We start from the raw sequence: 17,175 nt of genomic DNA, 5'->3' as shown, positions 1-17,175 counted from the left end.
TTACCTGGGCCCGGACGCGCGAAACCCCCGACGCGTCGCGTTCGGGGGTTTCTCGGCGCTGGGGTACGGCCCGGGGACGGCCTAGTACCAGCTGTTGGCCTGCCAGAACGACCAGGCACCGCAGGGGCTGCCGTACCGGCTGTTCATGTAGTTCAGGCCCCACTTGATCTGGGTGGCCGGGTTGGTCTGCCAGTCGGAGCCCGCGGAGGACATCTTCGAGCCCGGCAGGGCCTGCACCAGTCCGTAGGCGCCGGAACCGGCGTTGGTGGCGCGGTAGTTCCAACCGGACTCCCGCGTCACGATGTTGCTGAAGCACTGGAACTGGTCGGACGCGATCATCTGGCGGGCCATCGCCTGGGTCTCGGCGATGGTGTAGGAAGCCTTGGCGACGAAGTCCGTGGCATCGCGGACGGCCGAACGGGAGGCGGCCTGCGCCTTTTCGCGCTCCTTGGCCTCCTTCTCCGCCTTCGCCTTGTCCGCGGCGTCCTTCTTGTTCTGCGCGGTCTCCGCGGCTGCCTTACGGGCCGACTCCTGCGCGGACTTGAGTGCCGCCACGTCCGCCTGGGTGGACGCCGAGTCTGCCTGCTGCGTCAGCGACGCCGTCTGCACCTGGGCCTGCTGGCCCGCGGGGATGTCGGCGATCGTCGCGTCGACTGCCGTGGCCTCGGTGTTGTTGACCGATGCCTGGCTGCCCGATGCGACGCCGACCACGGCGCCGACGGTGGTGACCGCGGTGGCGGACGCCACTGCGAATCCCCGGACCGAGATCCGGCTCACACGCTTTCCTTCCAGCATCGCCCGCATAGGTGACCTCGCGGACGCAATCGTGCCCCTGGCGCTGGCCTCCCCTTGTTCCGGCCCCTGTTGAGCGGAGGCGCCGGCTGGTCACGGGAGGCACTGGCCCGGTGGGTCCCCCTCTCGGGGGTCCGCGTGATGCTCGGGCGGCATACGGCAACTCGCTATGAAATTCGGGTCATCCATGCGCCCCGGAGGGCGCGTCTGGGCCGTATGCGGGGCCTGACAGGACCCAGACTTTGCCCGAACGGCCCGCCGGGAAGCAATTCCCCACCGGGTGTGAAAGCTCACACCTCGTTTGTCCCTGGGGATTTGGGGATATCCGAGCGCACAGCAGCGCCGCCCGGCTAAGCTCCTTCGCTTCGCCGGGCGGCGCACCGCTTTACAACCGGTCAGATCCTGCCGTCCTCCAGCATTTCGGTCACCAGCGCGGCGATCGGCGACCGCTCGGAGCGGTTGAGCGTGACGTGGGCGAAGAGCGGATGCCCCTTCAACTTCTCGACCACGGCGACCACTCCGTCGTACCGCCCGACCCGGAGGTTGTCGCGCTGCGCGACGTCATGGGTCAACACCACCCGGGAGTTGGCCCCAATCCGGGACAACACGGTCAACAGCACGTTCCGCTCCAGCGACTGGGCCTCGTCCACGATCACGAACGCGTCGTGCAGCGACCGGCCGCGGATGTGGGTCAGCGGCAGCACCTCCAACATCCCGCGGGACACCACCTCCTCGATGACGTCCTTGGTCGTCACCGCGGACAGCGTGTCGAAGACCGCCTGCGCCCAGGGGCTCATCTTCTCCGCCTCGGAGCCCGGCAGATAGCCCAGCTCCTGCCCACCGACCGCATACAGCGGCCGGAACACCATCACCTTGCTGTGCTGGCGGCGCTCCAACACCGCCTCCAGGCCCGCGCACAGCGCCAGCGCCGACTTGCCCGTACCGGCCCGGCCGCCCAGCGAGACGATGCCGACCTCCGGATCGAGCAACAGGTCCAGCGCGACCCGCTGCTCGGCGCTGCGGCCGTGGATGCCGAACGCCTCCCGGTCACCGCGCACCAGCCGGACGCCGCCCTCCGGGGTGACCCGGCCCAGCGCCTTGCCGCGCTCGGACTGGAGCACCAGCCCGGTGTGGACGGGCAGTTCCTCCGCTCCCGCGATGTGCGCGGTCTCGGCGGCGAACAGGTCGTCCACCTGCTCGGCGGGCAGGGCGAGTTCGGCCATGCCGGTCCAACCGGAGTCGGTGATCGCCAGCTCGGCGCGGTACTCCTCGGCCACCAGCCCCACCGAGGACGCCTTGATGCGCATCGGCAGGTCCTTGGAGACGACCGTGACGTCGTACCCCTCGGCCTGGAGGTTGCGGGCGACCGCGAGGATCCGCGAGTCGTTGTCGCCGAGCCGGCTGTGCCCGTTCAGGAAGGCGGCGGGCAGCAGTCCCGGGTCGGAGTGGTTGAGCTCGACCCGGAGCGTCCCGCCGAGCTCCCCGATGGGGAGGGGGGCGTCCAACCGCCCGTACTCCACCCGGTACGCGTCCAGCCGGCGCAGCGCCTGCCGCGCGAAGTACCCGAGTTCGGGATGGTGCCGCTTGGCCTCCAACTCCGTGACCACGACGACCGGGAGCACCACCTCGTGCTCGTCGAAGCGGGACATGGCAGCCGGATCCGCCAACAGGACGCTGGTGTCGAGGACATAGGTGCGCCGGTCGCTCTCACGGCGCTTCTTGCTGTTCACCACGGGTGGACGAACCCCCTCGGATGAGGTCGGGGTGCGACGACGTCGCCGGGGACAGGACCGGGTTCAGGCCGCGCTGCGCGGGCCGAACGCCGGCCCTCCGCGTCGTCCGTGCGGTACGCACGATCGTCCGTGATGCGCAAAGGGCCTCCCGGGCGGACGACCCCATGCCGTCCGCTGAGAACCGGCGCCCATGGCTTGTTCGTTCCGGGCACCGACCTGCCAGGGATATTCCCTCCAACCCCCGCCCCCATGCCACGGCATATGACACACACTCGATGAACCTTTGGTTACGGGTACCCGCTGACCGGCGAAAAGGCGGACGCCCCACACAACGGGCCCCAGCGCGGCGCCCGGAGGCACCCCGGGCGGACACCCAACGGAGGGGGCGTCAGGAAGGCGCCGTCAGCACGTTGAGGGCGCGCCCCGGGGCACGATCCCGACGACGACCAGGCCATCGCGCCCCACCCGCCCATGGCCGGAACCCACCCCGAAAGTTGGCCGGATCGCACCCCGCAATCTGGCCGGAAGTCATCCTTCCGCTACCGGCCTCCGACCGGGAATGGGCGAACCCGGCGCCACTGGGGCGGGCGTTGGGCCGCCCCTACGGAGCGAAGGAACCCCCGACGACTTTTGCGACCTTCAACTCCCGGACGGTCTGCCGAGGTTGGGTCCGGAGGTCCGGAGGTCCGGAGTTGGGGCGGGGGCCGGCCGATCCGCCCCCATCCCCGCTAAATAGGGCCCTAGAAGCCGAAGCGACGGTGGCGGGCCGCGTAGTCGCGCAGCGCCCGCAGGAAGTCGACCTTCCGGAACGCCGGCCAGAAGACCTCGCAGAAGTAGTACTCCGAATGAGCGCTCTGCCAGAGCATGAAGCCCGACAGCCGCTGCTCACCGCTGGTGCGGATCACCAGGTCCGGGTCGGGCTGGCCACGGGTGTAGAGGTGCTCCGAGATCAGGTCGATGTCGACGATCTCGGCCAGCTCCTCGAAGCTGGTGCCGCGCTCGGCGTGCTCCAGCAGCAACGACCGCACCGCGTCCGCGATCTCCTGCCGACCGCCGTAGCCGATCGCGACGTTGACGAGGACGCCCTTGTTGTCGACGGTGCCCTGCTCGGACTCCTTGAGCACCCGCTGGGTCGCGTCGGGCAGCAGGTCGCGGTTGCCGACGTGGTGCACCCGCCAGCGGCCGTCCGCGGCGAGGTTGCGCACGGTGTTCTCGATGATCCCCAGCAGCGGGGTCAGCTCGGACTCCGGGCGGTCGAGGTTGTCGGTCGACAGCAGCCAGAGCGTGACGACCTCCACGCCGGTCTCCGCGCACCAGCCCAGCAGTTCGTCGATCTTGGCCGCGCCCGCGAGGTGGCCCTGCTCGGTGGACAGGCCGTCGGCCCGGGCCCAGCGCCGGTTGCCGTCGAGGATGACGCCGATGTGCTTGGGCACCTGGGTGTGGTCCAGGCGACCCTCCACCCGGCGTGCGTACAGCCGGTAGACGAGATCGCGCAGCGCCGGCGGATATGGGATGCGCATCCCGGAAGATCGCAGCATGTGTGGTCCAGCCCCTCCGTGCCGATGGCCATCGCCCCGTCGCGTAAGGGGGCAACTTTACTTCTCGGCTGTCTCGGCAGCCCAATCGGTGTGTCACAAGTACGTGATAGGGAGAGCTTCATGACCACTGGCACTGACTACCGCGCCGCGGATTCCCGCTATGCGTCCATGGAGTACCGGCGTACCGGCCGCAGCGGCCTCAAACTCCCCGCCATCTCCCTCGGACTCTGGCACAACTTCGGGGACGATCGCACCCTCAGCTCGCAGCGGGCCATTCTGCGTCGCGCCTTCGACCTGGGCGTCACCCACTTCGATCTGGCCAACAACTACGGCCCGCCGCCCGGATCCGCCGAGCTGAACTTCGGAAAGATCTTCGCGCAGGACTTCCGCGGCTACCGCGACGAGCTGATTCTCTCGACAAAAGCCGGATATCTGATGCACCCCGGCCCTTACGGCGAATGGGGCTCCCGGAAATATCTGCTCTCGTCGCTGGACGCCTCCTTGCAGCGGATGGGCGTCGATTACGTCGATATCTTCTACTCGCACCGCTTCGATCCGGACACCCCGCTGGAGGAGACGATGGGCGCCCTGGCGTCCGCCGTCCAACAGGGCAAGGCGCTCTACGTCGGCGTCTCCTCCTACAACGCGGAACAGACCCGCGAGGCGGTGCGCATCCTGCGCGACATGGGCATCCGCCCCCTGATCCACCAGCCGTCCTACTCCATGATCAACCGCTGGATCGAGGACGACGGCCTGCTGGACGTGCTGGCCGACGAGGGCATGGGCTGCATCGCCTTCGCCCCGCTCGCCCAGGGCATGCTCACGGACAAGTACCTCAACGGCATCCCCCAGGGCTCCCGCGCCGCCCAGGGCAAGTCCCTCGACCCCGACCTCCTCACCGACGAGGTCCTGGGCCGCCTCCGCGGCCTCAACGACATCGCGGCCCGCCGCGGCCAGTCGCTCGCCCAGCTCGCCCTGAACTGGGTCCTGCGCGACCCCCGCATGACCTCCGCCCTGATCGGCGCCAGCAGCGTCGCCCAGCTGGAGGCCAATATCGCGGCCCTCGACGCGCCCCCGATCACCGACGCCGAACTGACCGAGCTCGACGCCCTCGCCCACACCACCGAGGGCGTGAACATCTGGGCCCGCCGCTGACCTGACTCCTGGCCCGCGGGTGCGGATGCGTTGCGGGGTCCGGCCGGTGGGGGCTGGCGCCTGACGGGTCCGCCCGGTGGGGGTTAGCGCCTGGTGGGTTCCGCCCGGCGCCCGCGGGTTCCGCCCGGTGGGGGCTGGCGCTTCGCGGGTTCTGCCCGGTGGGTGGGGCCGGAGGGGCTGTCCCGGGGTACTCCCCCAGCCTTCGGCCGGGAGGTGCCCCCGCGGTGCGGGCGCCTCTGGTCAGTCAAATGACGCATACCCGGGGCTTTGCTCCAGATCCTGCGGGCGCACCCCGGGACATCCCCTCCGGCCCGCGCCGTTGCCGACTTTCCGCCGGTGGGAGGCGGACGGCTCCAGCCGCGAACCTCTGCATTTCGCCGTGGCGGCTTGGGGGAAAAGAAAAGCGGGCCGGTCCGTGGGGGGGGATACGGACCGGCCCGAGGGGGGGGCTTCCACCATAACCCCGCGGGAGGAGTGGTTTGTGCATCGTGGGGTGGCCGGCGTGGCTTGGGGTGGGGTGGAGGGCTTCAGGGGGCCGCGGGGGCGGCCAGGAGGAGGGCGCAGAAGGCTCCGGTGATCATGAAGGGGCCCAGGGGCATGGTCGTGCGGCGCTCGACGCGGCGGACCAGGAGGAGGAAGGCCGCGTAGAGGGCGCCGAGCAGGATGCCGGCGGCGCCGCCGGTGATCAGGGTGGGCCAGCCGTACCACCCGAGGGCCGTCCCCAGGCCGAGTGCCAGCTTGACGTCGCCGAGGCCGAGGGCGGAGGGGTTGAGGAGGCAGGGCAGCAGGTAGCAGGCGGCGAGGGTCGGGCCGGCCAGGAGGGCGCGTAGCCAGGTTTCGGGGGTGTGGGTGAGGGCGCCGACGGTGCCGAGGGCGAGGGCGGCGGTCGCGGCCAGGGGCAGGGTGAGGACGTCGGGGAGGCGCCGGACCCGGTGGTCGACGAGGGTCAGGAGGACGGCTACCGGGGTGAGCAGGAGCCAGGCGGCGAGTTCGGGGCGGGGGCCGGTGGCGGTGGCCAGGGCGGCGCAGGCGAGGGCGGTGACCGTGGCGGTGGGGAGTGCGGAAGGGCCGTACGGGGCGCGGCAGTTGGGGCAGTGGGCGGGGCCCAGCCAGCCGCGGGCCGGGCCGGTGAGGGCGTGGCCGGCGGGGCAGTGGGCGCGCCAGTCCTCGTCGGGTGTCACGGAGAGCCGGTGGGCGGGGCGCGGGAGGAGGAGTCCGGTGGCGGCTCCGTAGGCGGCGGCGAGGGCGATCAGGGCGACGGGCACGGGTCGACCCTAGGGCCTGGCCCGGGTGTCTGGGGCGGTGCATCGTGAGGTGCCAAAGTGGCCTGATAGGGGGGTTCTTGGGGGGGTGGCGGCCCGTGGGTCCTTGGGTGCGGTGGTTGATACAACTGCGGGTATGGGGAGTTGGGTGGACGGGCGGGGCGTTCTGGTGGTGGCGGACGTCGAGGTTCCGGTGGAGGTCGCGGCGTCGTATCGGGCGCGGACGCGGGGGCTGTTGGGGCGGGGCGGGATCGTGGGGGCGTTGTGGCTGACGCCGGCGAGCGGGGTGCACACGTTCGGGATGCGGTTCGCCATCGATGTGGCGTATGTGGACCGGGAGTTGGTGGTGGTGGACGTGTGCACCCTGCGGCCGGGGCGGATGGGGCGTCCGCGGTGGCGGGCCCGGCACGTGGTGGAGGCGGAGGCCGGGGCGTTGGCGCGGTGGGGGGTTCGGCGGGATGTGCAGCTTCGGGTGTGGGGGGTTGGTGGTTCTTAGGCGTCGATCAGGGTGGGGGGTGCGGGGGTGGGCGGGGTGGTGCGGGTGGGGCGTTGGAGGGTTGCGGCGTAGGCGGTGGCCAGGAGGGCGAGGAGGCCGGTGGCGGCGCCTACCCAGGCGACGGAGGGCAGGCCGAGGCCGGCGTTGATGGTGAGGCCGCCGAGCATGGGGGTGAGGGTGATGCCGACGTTGAAGGCCGAGGTGTTGACGGCGGGGGCGAGGGTGGGGGCGTCGGGGGCGAGGCGGAAGACCCGGGACTGCAGGACCGGGTTGGTGACGTAGGCGGTGAAGCCGAGGACGGCGACCAGGGCGAGGGCGGCGGGGAGTTGGTCGGCGGTGAGGGCCAGGGCGGCGGAGGCGAGGGTGAGGACGGCGGTGCCGAGGGCGAGGGTGCGCAGGGGTGCGGTGTCGGCGTAGCGGCCGCCGATGGTGACGCCGGCCAGGCCGCCGATGCCGTAGAGGGAGAGGACGACCGGGACCCAGGCGGCGGGCAGCCCGGTGACGTCGGTGAGGAGCGGGGCGAGATAGCTGAAGGTGACCACGCCGGCGCCGAAGGTCAGTGCGGTGATGAGGAAGGAGAGCCAGAGTTGGGGGCGGGCCAGGCCAGTCAACTCGCGGCGGATGGAGGGGGTTGGGGCGGCGTCGGGGGTGGTGCGGGTGGCGGGGAGGACGGCGAGGAGGGTGAGGGCGCTGAGGACGGTGAGGGCGGCGACCGCCCAGAACGCGGCGCGCCAGCCGGCGTGTTGACTGAGGACCGTGCCGGCGGGCACGCCGACGACGGTGGCGAGGGTGAGTCCGGTGCCGACGACGGAGAGTGCCCGGCCCTTGGCCTCGGGCGGCGCGAGGGCGACGGCGGTGGCGGCGGCCACGGCCCAGAAGCCTGCGTAGGCGACGGCGCTGACGATGCGGGTGGCGAACAGGACGCCGTAGCCGGGGGCGAGGGCGCCGATCACATGGCCGGCGACGAAGGCCAGTTGGAAGGCGATGAGGGCGGTGCGGCGTGGGACGCGGAGGGTGGCGACGGCGAGCACGGGGGCACCGAGGACCATGCCGATGGCGAACGCGGAGACCAGGAGGCCGGCGTCGGGGATGGAGACGCCGAGGTCGGTGGCGATGTTGGGGAGCAGGCCGGAGAGCATGAACTCGGAGGTGCCCTGGGCGAAGATCGCCAGGCCGAGCAGATGGACGGCGAGGGGCATGGGATCCCGGATTTCCTTGAGGGTTGGGGGTGCGTGCGGTGGCTGTGGAGGTGCGTTTTCGTTTTGGATTGATTGGTTCAAAACTGAGGCAGAATGAGGGTGCGCCGGTAACCATGGTGCGGCGATGGGGAGTTGAGGTGTTGGCCCGGCGGGCTAGAACGCCGTGAGGGTGGCGTCGGCGACGCGTTCCAGGGCGGGGCGGTCGACGCCGGCGCGGGCCGAGACGCGGAGGCCGCCGACGGCGGCGATGAGGAGGTGGGCGAGGGTGCGGGCGTCCTTGTCGGGGGCGATGTCGCCGTCGCGCTGGCCGGATTCGATCACCGCGCGGATCATCTCCAGGCGGATACCGTAGTCCCGTTCGAGGGTGGTGGCCACCGCGGGGTCGTGGGCGGCGACCTCGATGGCGGTGTTGACGACGAGGCAGCCGCGGCCGTCGGGGTGGCGGGTGAACTCCTCGTCGATGATGCGCTGGAGGAGGGCGCGGAGCCGCTGGCGGGCGGTGCGGGTGTCGTCGTCGAGGAGTTCGCCGAGCTCGGCGTTCTTGCGCTCCATGTAGCGGGACAGGGCGCGCTCGAAGAGGTCGTGCTTGCTCTTGAAGGTGTTGTAGATGCTGCTGCGCCCCAGGCCGGTGGCCTCGCACAGGTCCTGGGTGGAGGTGGCTTCGTAGCCGGCGGCCCAGAACGCCTCCATCGCGGCGTCGACCGCCCGCCCCTCGTCGAACTTCCTGGGTCGGGCCATGGGGGAACGCTAACACTTATTGGATCGGTCGGTCCAATACTGGGGGCCCGGTGCTGGTTCCCTGGGGGGCGTCCGGTCAGCCGCCGTTGCGGGGGAAGCTGACCTCGACGCGGCGGTTCTTGCGGCGGCCGGCCTCGGTGCTGTTGTCGGCGATCGGGTACTGCTCGCCGTAGCCGCGGGTCTGGAAGCCGACCGACGAGCCGAGATCGACGGCGAGTTCGCGCTGGACGGCGTTGGCGCGCTGCTTGGACAGGACCAGGCCGTGCGCGGCGGAGCCGAGGTTGTCGGTGAAGCCGAAGACCTTGAGGGTGGTGGCGTGCTGCTTGCGGACCTCGTCGGCGATGGCGCTGATCCGGCCCAGCGCGTCGGTGGAGAGCGCGGCACTGTCCTTGCTGAAGAGGACCTCGGCCTGGAGCGCGAAGGTGACGTTGTCGTTGGTGTCCTGGCGGCGCTCGGAGCCGTCGTCGGTCTCGACGATGGACTTGATGTTGAGGACCTTGGGCGGGGCCAGCTTGGCGCCCTGGACCATCCGCAGGCGGGGGTTGGTGGGGTCGATGTGGACCGGCGCGGCGGTGTCCTCGGTGATGCCCGGTGGGTCGGCGTGGGCGGCGGGGGCGGTGAGGGCGACGGTCAGCAGGAGCGCGGCGGTGGCCGTAACGGCCGTTCGGGAGGCGGTCATCGCGGGCGGCTCAATCGGTGATCTTGACGGTGGCCGGCGGCATGGTGGGCAGCTGGAAGTCGACCTCGGTCACCTTGGCGGGCGGGGCCGGGAACTGCGCGAAGATGGGCCGGCTCTGGCCCGGTAGCAGTCCGCTCAGGCCCGTCGTACAGAGGCATTCGCCGTTGGTGTCGCGGAGCACCAAGTAGCGCTTCTTGCCGGCCTTGTCGACGAGGGTGGCGCCGGAGATGGACGAACGGGACTTCAGCTCGGTCTCGTTGGAGCGCCAGTCGATGGCGTTGAAGGCGCGGGTGCCGTGGTTGGTGACGGTGCCCTCGACGGTGACGAAGCCGCCGGAGTCGCGGGCGGCGGAGTGCAGGGTGACGTCGACGCCGTCGGGGCCCTTCATCTCGCCGATGACCTTGTTGGCGTCGGCGGCGGGGGTGCCCGGGTCGTTGCCGTCGGGGGTGGCGCTGTGGGCGGCGGGTTTGTCGTGGTCCGGTGCGGGCGCCCCGCTGTCGCCGCCCCCGCAGCCGGTCGCCAGGAGGGCCAGGCCGACCGCGCTCGCCGTGACGGCCGCTCCCCTGGCGGCCTTCGTGGTGCGCCGAATGCTCATTGGATGCGTTCCTTCGGTGAGAGGGGTCGGAAGGTCGATCAGGGGGCGGCGAGGTCCGGTGGGGGGGTGCGGGGTCCGGGAGGGGGTGGGGGTTACCGGGCCAGGCGGACGGAGAACAGGGCGGCGGCCGGGGGGAGTTCCGGGAGGTGGTCGAGGTCGAGCGGGAAGCCCTTGCCGTCGCAGGTGAGGGTGTGCGGTGCGGGCGGGTGGCCCTTGCCGTCGCCGGAACTGGGGGTGGGGGTGGGAGCGGTGGGGTGCGGGGAGGGGGTGCCGTCGGGCGGGGCGAGGGTGCAGCGGGGGGTGACGATCGCCGTGGCCCGGGCCGCGGCGTGGGTGCGTCCGGTGCCGGGGATGACCGAATCGCCCACGGCGTGGCGAGAGGTGACGGTGACCGCGAAGGAGGTCGGCCAGGAGTCCGGGGTGCAGGACGTCACCGCGGCGTCGTTGCGCCCGGCGAACCAGGTGGCGCTCTGGCAGGCGGTGTCGGAGGGCGCGCCGCGGCCGTCCAGGAGCGCTGCCCAGGCGGCCGGGTCGGTGGCGTCGGTGCCGTCGCGCAGCCCGGCGAGGACGCCCTTGCGCAGCTCGTCGCGGTACTTCTGGCCGGCGGCCAGGGCGGCCGCGTCGGCGGCGGTCTGGGCGCCGTTGCGGGTGGCGGCCGCCTGGCCGACGGCGAAGAAGGCGAGCGCGAGGAAGAGCAGGCCGCCGATCGCGACGAGGTAGATCGGCAGGGTCTGCCCGGCATCGCGCCGGTGGCGGCGCGCGTCGGTGGGGGCCGGCACGGGCGGGGTGTGGGGGGCTAGATCCCGACGACGTCGGAGATCTTGTTGGCGATGGCGTTGGCGATCTGGCTGCCGAAGTCGGTGGTCGACAGGACCAGGACGATCGCCACGACCACCGCGATGATGCCGAGGTACTCGATCGAGGTCTGTCCCCGATCGTCGTTCCGCACGATCCGCTTCGCCATGGTCTTCCCCTCCGTGGGCCGCCGTTCCGCTCTGGTCCGGCCGGTTGGTCCCCGTGGTGCGCCCGTCCGCGCGCGGGACACGAGAAAAGTACGCCGGAACGGCCTTCCCGGAACAGGGATTCCGAACCTCATCCGAAACCACCAACGAGGGATCGGGCGCCACGTTTCGGCCATCGCACGCCACCTCGGCCACCGCCCGCCCCTCCCGACTCCCCCCGGATCGCCGCCCCTTGCGGGGCGGCCTGCCCATGCGGTCCGACCGGCGGCCGCGGTGCGGTGCGGCGGGCCGGTCGGCGCTCCCACTGTGGCACAACTCGTTGCGCCTGCGAAGGTGTTGACGGGATTGCCCGGGCGGGGACCGGTCGCATCCGGCCGGGCGGCGACAGCGGGCCGGACCGGGGCGCGGCGGGCCCGGTAGGTCATCTGCCCATCAGGGAGCCGAAGTCGGTGCCGGAGCCGAGGAAGAAACCGGCGATGAGCAGGACCATCGTGGCCGGGACCATGAACGTGGTGACGACCATGGTGGCCTTGGGAACCGCGCGGGCGGCCCGGCGGCGGGCGTTCTGGGCGTCGGTGCGGCGCATGTCGCCGGCGATCTGGATCAGCGTCTCGACGATCGGCGCGCCGAGCTCCTCGCCCTGTTGGAGGGCGGTGACGAACTGGGCGACCTGTTCGGAGTCATTGCGTTTGCGCAGTTCTTCGAAGGCGGCGCGGCGGCTGACGCCCATGTCCATCTGGCGCAGGGTGATGCGGAGTTCGTCGGCCCAGGGGCCCTCGTACTTCTCGGCGACCCGGTCCAGGGCCTGGCGGAAGCCGAGTCCGGCGCTCACCACGACGGCCAGCACGTCGAGAAAGTCCGGAAGGGTGCGCTCGATGGTGTCCTTGCGTTGCCGGATGGCGGCCCAGATGCCCACTTCCGTCCAGAAGAGGCCGAAGAGGACCATCAGGACGCCGAGGAGCGGCTGTCCCTTGAGGAACATCACCAGCGCGCCGAAGAAGCCCAGGGCGCCGTAGACGGCGCGGCGGGCGGCGTAGCGGTCGACGGTGAGGCCGGCGGGATTGCCCGCCAGGTCGATCCGGCGGCGGACCTTCGCCACCCGCTTGTCGCCCATCAGCCGTAGCACGAGCGGGGCGTAGCGCATGCCGGTGCGGTCGACGGCGGAGCCGACGGCGGTGGTGCGGGTGGCGCCGACCTCCAGGGAGAGCGCGAGGTCGGGCGGGAGGCGGGCCTCGCGGCGGTAGAGGGCGATGCCGCACGCGATGCCGGCGACCGACAGGGCGAGGGCGAGGGCCAGCACGATTGCGATTGCCATGGGTTACCGATCACCTGTACCTGGACGTCGGGGGCGGTCTCCGGCGGACTGCGGGGCCCTAGACGTCGATCTTGGAGAGCCGGCGGATGAGGAAGAAGCCGAGCCCGTAGAGGACGAAGGCCGCCACGACGGCGAGTTGGCCGAGGAAGGAAGAGGTCATCCGGTCGATGGCGCCGGGGGCGATGCGGTTCATCAGCAGCAGGGTGCCGATGCCGAGCAGCGGAACGACGTAGGCGGTGACCTGCACCTGGGAGAGCTGGGTGCGGACCTCGCGACGGGTCTCCTTGCGCTCCTCCAGGGTCTTGGTGAGGTTGCGCAGCGAGCCGACGACGGTGCCGCCGGCGCGGTTGGCGAGGACCAACGTGGTGACCAGGACGACCAGTTCGCGGGAGGGGAGGCGTTCGGCGAGCTCGCCGAGGGCGTCGTCGACGGAGTGGCCGACGGCCAGTTTGCCGGCGACCTTGGCCAGTTCCTCGCCGGCCGGGGCCTCCAGCTCCTCGGCGGCCATGGCCAGGGCGGTGCGCAGGGCGAGACCGGCCTGGGTGGCGTTGGCGAGGATGCGGGAGAGTTCGGGAAGTTGGTTGATGAACTTCTCGATCCGCTTCTGCCGCTGCCAGTTGAGGAAGGCGAACGCGGCCCAGACGGCGATGACGGCGGCGATCGGCCCGAAGAAGGGGGCGAGGACGGCCTGGGCGGCCACCCACAGGCCGATCACCGTGGCGACCATGGCGACGAAGAACTCGCCGGGGGTGACGTCCAATCCGGTGGCGGTCAGCCGGAGTTCCAGGCGGCGGCCGAAGCGGGTGGTGCGCAGGGTGCGGTCGACGGAGGGGAAGCGGCGGCGCCGGCCGGGGGCGGGGGGCGCGCCGGTGTCGTCGAGCCGGTCGACGATGGCCTGGCGTTGGGCGCGTCCGGAGGCGTAGGCACGGACGCCGGCGACGGCGAGCGCGCCGCACAGCGCGGTGGCGACGAGGGCGAGCAGGGCGAGGAGGTTCCCGCCGGTCATGACGTGGCCTTCCGGGTGGCGAGTTGGTCGTCGGTGGTGGCCACGCCGTAGGCGGGCGGGACCGGTTCGCCGGCCATGAAGAGGCGTTCGGCGACCCGGCGGGGCAGCGGGAAGTAGCGGAAGGCGCCGTGCACGACGCGGTCGGCGCCCATCGGTTCGGCCTCGAAGCGGCCGACGGTGACCAGGCGGTAGTCCTGGTGACCGCGGGAGTCCAGCAGGGCGACCTCGCTGACCCGGCGGGTGCCGTCGGCGTGCCGGGTGAGTTGGACCAGGCAGTCGACGGCGCTGTTGATCTGGTCGCGGAGCGCCTCGAAGGGGATGGCGACGTCCGACATGGAGGCCAGGGTCTGCAGGCGCATCAGGGCGTCCTCGGCGCTGTTGGCGTGGACGGTGGCCAGCGAGCCGTCGTGTCCGGTGGACATCGCCTGGAGCATGTCGAGGGTCTCGCCGCCGCGGACCTCGCCGACGATGATCCGGTCGGGGCGCATCCGCAGGGAGTTGCGGACCAGGTCGCGGATGGTGATCCGGCCCTTGCCCTCGACGTTGGGCGGGCGGGATTCCAGGCGGATGACGTGGCTCTGCTGGAGCTGGAGTTCGGCGGCGTCCTCGACGGTGATGATGCGTTCGCCGTCGGGGATGAGCCCGGAGAGGGCGTTGAGGAGGGTGGTCTTGCCGGCGCCGGTGGCACCGGAGACCACCACGTTGAACCTCGCCCGCACCAGCCCCGCCAGCAGCATCAGCAACTGCTCGTCGAGGGTGCCGATGCCGATGAGTTCGGCGAGGGTGTAGGCGCGGGGGAAGCGGCGGATGGTGAGGGTGGCGCCGTCGAGGGCCAGCGGCGGGATGATGACGTTGACGCGCTCGCCGGTGGGGAGGCGGGCATCGACCATCGGATGGGACTCGTCCACGCGGCGGTTGACGGTGGAGACGATCCGCTCGATGGTCTGCATCAGCTGCTCGTGGGAGGCGAAGCGGACGGGGACCGCCTCGACCCGGCCGTGCCGTTCGACGTAGACCCGGTCGGGGCCGTTGACCATGATCTCGGTGACCGAGGCGTCCTCCAGGAGCGGTTCGAGGACACCGAGGCCGAGGGCCTCGTCGACCACCCGGCGGATGAGCTGGGCGCGCTCGGCGGTGGACAGCACCGGGCCCTCGCGGCTGATGAGGTGGCCCAGGACGCGTTCCAGCCGGGAGCGGCGCTCGGCGGCGGTCAGCGCGGACATCTCCGCGAGGTCGATCTCCTCCAGCAGCTTGGCGCGGTAGACGGCGACGAGGTGGCCGTCCTGACGGTCCTCGCCGGCCGGTTCGGGTGCGACGATGCGGGCTTTGAGGCTCATCGCGGAGGCGCTCCTGGTGCGGTGCGGGATGGTTGCACCGGCGCTCCGGGCGCTCCTGGTGCGGTGCGGGATGGTGGCGCCGGCGCTCCGAAGGCTGCTGGTGCGGTTGCGGGGCGGGGCATGGTGGCGCTGCGGCTCGCGGAGCCGAAGTCCGCGCCGGGGAGGATCGAGGGGATGTGGACGGTGGCGGTGGCGCTGACGGTGTCGCCGGAGCCGCCGACGGTGATGGCGGCGCGGTCGGCGACCCACCTGCTGATCGCGGCCCGGCCCGCGGACGTCGGGTCGGTCCGCTGGTCGACGGGGTCCATGGCGGCGGTGCGGGCGGCGGCCCGGGCGGCGGTGCCGGCCTGTTGGACGGCGTAGGCGGCCAGGCCCAGTTGGACGGCGGCGAGGGCGACGAGCAGGAGGATCGGGAGGACGCCGAGGAACTCCAGGGAGGCGGAGCCGCGATCGCGCGCCCGAGGGCGGGGGGAGGGTCGGCGGGTCATGGGGCGGGTGCCTCCTCGGCGGCTCCGGCGGTGCCGGTGACCGTCCACGGGAAGGTGCCGGCGCCGGGGAAGAGCACCGGGACCTTGAGGTGCACGGTGGCCTTCCACAGGCCCGCCTCGGCGGTGCAGGCGGTGTTGGCGCCGTCGTGCCAGGCGCGCGGGAGTTGGCGGGTGACGGCGGTGGTGCAGGCGCCGGGGCCGCCGGCCTCGGTGGCGGTGGCGGCCCGGGCACCCCGGTCGGCGGCGTGCGCGGCCAGCACGTAGGTGTAGCCGACCAGGGCGCACTGCCAGAGCAGGACCAGGGCGACGAGGATCAGCGGGAGCAACCCGAGGAACTCGACGGTGACTTGGCCGCGGTCGCGGGCGCGGTCGCGGTCGCGGTCGCGGCCGGGGGCGCCCGGCGTCCGGCCGGGCCGTGCGGGACGCCGCATCGCTCAGCCCTCCTCGTAGGGGGCGGCCGGGTCGTACGGGCCGGGGGCGGCGGGGGCGCCGAACCGGCCGGTGGCGGGGGCGCCGGGGCCCGGGGGTGGGGTCGGCCCCTGAACCGTCCCGGGTCCGGGAGCCGCCCCGGTGGTGAGGGCCTTGCGCTTGCGCCCGGTGAGCATGGGGCGGGCGCGGTGGCCGCCGCGGGGCGGGGGTTCGGCCGGTGCGCCGGCCAGGCCCAGTTCGCCGGCGAGCGCCCACAGGGCGGCCTTGACGGTGGAGCGGGCGTCGAGATCCTGCATCCGGCCGGCGTCGACGCAGGGTTGGAGCTCCTTGAAGGCGGCGGGGATGGGGGTGCGGGCGATGCGGGTGCCGGTGGCCTTGGCGACCAGCGACGGCTGGATCTCGGTGTGGCGGGTGAGGCGGTTGACGACGGTGGTGGTGTCCTCGGCCTTGCGGATGCGCAGCCGGTCCCAGAGCCGGACCTGCCGTTTGGCGGCCCGGACGCAGACCACGTCGGGGGTGGCCACCAGCAGGGCCGCGTCGGCGAGTTCGACGGCGGCGGCGTTGGCGGACTGCATCTGGGAGCCGCAGTCGGCGATCACCACGTCGTAGCGGGAGCGCAGCGCGGTCAGGATCTGGCGGGCGGCCCGGTCGTCGACCTCCTCGCCGCGCTCGCCCTCCTCGGGCGCCAACAGCAGCCCCAGGCCGGTGTGGTGGGCGTGCACCGCGTCGTTGAGGACCCGGGCGGAGAGGTCCTGGATGCCGGCGAGGTCGACGACGGAGCGGCGGAACTGGACGTCCAGGTAGGAGCCGATGTCGCCGGATTGGAGGTCGAGGTCGACCAGGGCGACCCGGCGGCCGGCGGCCCGGGCGGCGAGGGCCAGTTGGACGGCGGTGACGGTGGTGCCGACGCCGCCCTTGGCGCCGGTGACGGTGACGAGCGTGCCGGTGGGCGCGGGCAGCGCGTCCGGGTTTCCCCCTAGGTGGACGCGCACGCCGGTGGCCCATTGGGCGGCGGCCTGCACCCGGGCGGCCAACTCCTCCTGGCTCAGCGGCAGTCCGACGATGCCGCGGGCGCCGGCGTCCATCGCGGCGGAGAACAGGGCGGGGCCGGCGTCGGCGGTGATCAGGACGACGCCGACGGCGGGGAAGCGGAGCGCCACCTCGCGGATCAGCTCCAGGGCGGGCAGCGGGCCGATCCGCTCGTGGACCAGGACGACTTCGGGGAGCGCCTGGACGGCGGCGGCCGGCCCGGCGGGCGCGGGCGCGGGCCCGTTGGCGGCCGGCGGCGGGGCGGCGCCCGGTGTGGTGGCGCCGGCGAGGGTGCTCAACAGGGTGGTGGAGTCGGCGACGGCCGGCGCCGGTTCGGCGTCGGGGAGTTGGCCAAGGAGGGCGGACAGGGCCCGGGCGGCGTCCGGGTCGCCGACTGCCGGGAGGATGCGGATGGTCACCTG

General features: G+C 72.5%; 18 protein-coding genes. 2 read left to right on the top strand and 16 right to left on the bottom strand.

Annotated elements, in window-relative coordinates; translation table 11 throughout:
• Positions 1-81 precede the first annotated feature (81 nt).
• From ACFVFQ_RS26505 to ACFVFQ_RS26495, 3 genes are all read right to left on the bottom strand, one after another.
• A complete protein-coding gene (locus tag ACFVFQ_RS26505; protein WP_383420382.1) occupies positions 82-777 on the bottom strand; it encodes a transglycosylase SLT domain-containing protein in 696 nt (231 codons plus the stop codon).
• A 410-nt stretch (positions 778-1,187) separates the two neighbouring features.
• On the bottom strand, positions 1,188-2,525 hold the full coding sequence (locus ACFVFQ_RS26500; protein WP_383420380.1) for a PhoH family protein: 1,338 nt from the start codon (positions 2,523-2,525) through the stop codon (positions 1,188-1,190).
• Between the two features lie 740 nt (positions 2,526-3,265).
• A complete protein-coding gene (locus ACFVFQ_RS26495; RefSeq protein WP_383420378.1) occupies positions 3,266-4,045 on the bottom strand; it encodes an isoprenyl transferase in 780 nt (259 codons plus the stop codon).
• A 138-nt stretch (positions 4,046-4,183) separates the two neighbouring features.
• On the opposite strand from ACFVFQ_RS26495, the gene mgrA reads away from it, so the two are divergent.
• Positions 4,184-5,218: an L-glyceraldehyde 3-phosphate reductase gene (mgrA, locus tag ACFVFQ_RS26490; protein WP_383420376.1), complete on the top strand. Its 1,035-nt coding sequence runs from the start codon at positions 4,184-4,186 to the stop codon at positions 5,216-5,218.
• 527 nt (positions 5,219-5,745) lie between these two features.
• Here mgrA and ACFVFQ_RS26485 read toward each other — a convergent pair.
• Positions 5,746-6,483, bottom strand: a complete 738-nt coding sequence (locus ACFVFQ_RS26485) for a prepilin peptidase (RefSeq protein WP_383420374.1) — start codon at positions 6,481-6,483, stop codon at positions 5,746-5,748.
• Between the two features lie 133 nt (positions 6,484-6,616).
• On the opposite strand from ACFVFQ_RS26485, the gene ACFVFQ_RS26480 reads away from it, so the two are divergent.
• A complete protein-coding gene (locus tag ACFVFQ_RS26480) occupies positions 6,617-6,976 on the top strand; it encodes a DUF192 domain-containing protein (RefSeq protein WP_383420372.1) in 360 nt (119 codons plus the stop codon).
• On the opposite strand, the gene ACFVFQ_RS26475 is transcribed toward ACFVFQ_RS26480, so the two are convergent.
• The 12 genes from ACFVFQ_RS26475 to ACFVFQ_RS26420 all read right to left on the bottom strand — a co-directional run bounded on the left by ACFVFQ_RS26475 (position 6,973) and on the right by ACFVFQ_RS26420 (position 17,172).
• A complete protein-coding gene (locus ACFVFQ_RS26475) occupies positions 6,973-8,175 on the bottom strand; it encodes a Cmx/CmrA family chloramphenicol efflux MFS transporter (protein WP_383420370.1) in 1,203 nt (400 codons plus the stop codon). The genes ACFVFQ_RS26480 and ACFVFQ_RS26475 overlap by 4 nt on opposite strands.
• A 153-nt stretch (positions 8,176-8,328) precedes the next feature.
• Positions 8,329-8,913 (bottom strand): TetR/AcrR family transcriptional regulator, encoded by a 585-nt coding sequence (locus ACFVFQ_RS26470; RefSeq protein WP_383420368.1) that lies wholly within the window; start codon positions 8,911-8,913, stop codon positions 8,329-8,331.
• A 76-nt stretch (positions 8,914-8,989) separates the two neighbouring features.
• Positions 8,990-9,592, bottom strand: a complete 603-nt coding sequence (locus ACFVFQ_RS26465) for an OmpA family protein (RefSeq protein ID WP_383420366.1) — start codon at positions 9,590-9,592, stop codon at positions 8,990-8,992.
• A 10-nt stretch (positions 9,593-9,602) separates the two neighbouring features.
• Positions 9,603-10,187, bottom strand: a complete 585-nt coding sequence (locus tag ACFVFQ_RS26460) for a hypothetical protein (protein WP_383420363.1) — start codon at positions 10,185-10,187, stop codon at positions 9,603-9,605.
• Between the two features lie 92 nt (positions 10,188-10,279).
• Positions 10,280-10,966: a pilus assembly protein TadG-related protein gene (locus ACFVFQ_RS26455; protein ID WP_383420361.1), complete on the bottom strand. Its 687-nt coding sequence runs from the start codon at positions 10,964-10,966 to the stop codon at positions 10,280-10,282.
• Between the two features lie 17 nt (positions 10,967-10,983).
• Positions 10,984-11,151 (bottom strand): hypothetical protein, encoded by a 168-nt coding sequence (locus ACFVFQ_RS26450; protein ID WP_274913598.1) that lies wholly within the window; start codon positions 11,149-11,151, stop codon positions 10,984-10,986.
• A 419-nt stretch (positions 11,152-11,570) separates the two neighbouring features.
• Positions 11,571-12,464: a DUF5936 domain-containing protein gene (locus ACFVFQ_RS26445; protein ID WP_383420358.1), complete on the bottom strand. Its 894-nt coding sequence runs from the start codon at positions 12,462-12,464 to the stop codon at positions 11,571-11,573.
• Positions 12,465-12,522: 58 nt separating this feature from the next.
• Entirely contained in the window at positions 12,523-13,470 is a 948-nt protein-coding gene (locus tag ACFVFQ_RS26440; RefSeq protein WP_383420356.1) for a type II secretion system F family protein, read from the bottom strand.
• Positions 13,467-14,807 carry a CpaF family protein gene (locus ACFVFQ_RS26435; protein ID WP_383420354.1) on the bottom strand — a complete coding sequence of 447 codons (1,341 nt, stop codon included), beginning with the start codon at positions 14,805-14,807 and terminating at the stop codon, positions 13,467-13,469. The genes ACFVFQ_RS26440 and ACFVFQ_RS26435 overlap by 4 nt, the downstream gene beginning before the upstream one ends.
• On the bottom strand, positions 14,804-15,295 hold the full coding sequence (locus ACFVFQ_RS26430) for a TadE family protein (protein ID WP_383420352.1): 492 nt from the start codon (positions 15,293-15,295) through the stop codon (positions 14,804-14,806). The genes ACFVFQ_RS26435 and ACFVFQ_RS26430 overlap by 4 nt, the downstream gene beginning before the upstream one ends.
• Complete coding sequence (locus ACFVFQ_RS26425; protein ID WP_383420349.1) at positions 15,292-15,726, bottom strand: TadE family protein; 435 nt, start codon at positions 15,724-15,726, stop codon at positions 15,292-15,294. Before ACFVFQ_RS26425 ends, ACFVFQ_RS26430 begins: the two co-directional genes overlap by 4 nt.
• A 3-nt stretch (positions 15,727-15,729) precedes the next feature.
• Positions 15,730-17,172, bottom strand: coding sequence for a CpaE family protein (locus ACFVFQ_RS26420; protein ID WP_383420347.1), 1,443 nt, complete (start codon positions 17,170-17,172; stop codon positions 15,730-15,732).
• Between the last annotated feature and the right edge of the window lie 3 nt (positions 17,173-17,175).

It is taken from the genome of Streptomyces sp. NPDC057743, assembly GCF_042798755.1.
Taxonomy (GTDB): Bacteria; Actinomycetota; Actinomycetes; order Streptomycetales; family Streptomycetaceae; genus Streptomyces.
Note: the sequence above shows the minus strand (reverse complement) of the source record. Positions and strands in the feature narration are given on the sequence as shown.

Bases quoted from the DNA above. Each gene is read 5' to 3' on its own strand.
- ACFVFQ_RS26495 (WP_383420378.1), bottom strand. From the start codon at position 4,045: ATGCGCATCCCATATCCGCCGGCGCTGCGCGATCTCGTCTACCGGCTG.
- mgrA (WP_383420376.1), top strand. From the start codon at position 4,184: ATGACCACTGGCACTGACTACCGCGCCGCGGATTCCCGCTATGCGTCC.
- ACFVFQ_RS26480 (WP_383420372.1), top strand. From the start codon at position 6,617: ATGGGGAGTTGGGTGGACGGGCGGGGCGTTCTGGTGGTGGCGGACGTC.
- ACFVFQ_RS26475 (WP_383420370.1), bottom strand. From the start codon at position 8,175: ATGCCCCTCGCCGTCCATCTGCTCGGCCTGGCGATCTTCGCCCAGGGC.
- ACFVFQ_RS26470 (WP_383420368.1), bottom strand. From the start codon at position 8,913: ATGGCCCGACCCAGGAAGTTCGACGAGGGGCGGGCGGTCGACGCCGCG.
- ACFVFQ_RS26465 (WP_383420366.1), bottom strand. From the start codon at position 9,592: ATGACCGCCTCCCGAACGGCCGTTACGGCCACCGCCGCGCTCCTGCTG.
- ACFVFQ_RS26460 (WP_383420363.1), bottom strand. From the start codon at position 10,187: ATGAGCATTCGGCGCACCACGAAGGCCGCCAGGGGAGCGGCCGTCACG.
- ACFVFQ_RS26450 (WP_274913598.1), bottom strand. From the start codon at position 11,151: ATGGCGAAGCGGATCGTGCGGAACGACGATCGGGGACAGACCTCGATC.
- ACFVFQ_RS26445 (WP_383420358.1), bottom strand. From the start codon at position 12,464: ATGGCAATCGCAATCGTGCTGGCCCTCGCCCTCGCCCTGTCGGTCGCC.
- ACFVFQ_RS26440 (WP_383420356.1), bottom strand. From the start codon at position 13,470: ATGACCGGCGGGAACCTCCTCGCCCTGCTCGCCCTCGTCGCCACCGCG.
- ACFVFQ_RS26435 (WP_383420354.1), bottom strand. From the start codon at position 14,807: ATGAGCCTCAAAGCCCGCATCGTCGCACCCGAACCGGCCGGCGAGGAC.
- ACFVFQ_RS26430 (WP_383420352.1), bottom strand. From the start codon at position 15,295: ATGACCCGCCGACCCTCCCCCCGCCCTCGGGCGCGCGATCGCGGCTCC.
- ACFVFQ_RS26425 (WP_383420349.1), bottom strand. From the start codon at position 15,726: ATGCGGCGTCCCGCACGGCCCGGCCGGACGCCGGGCGCCCCCGGCCGC.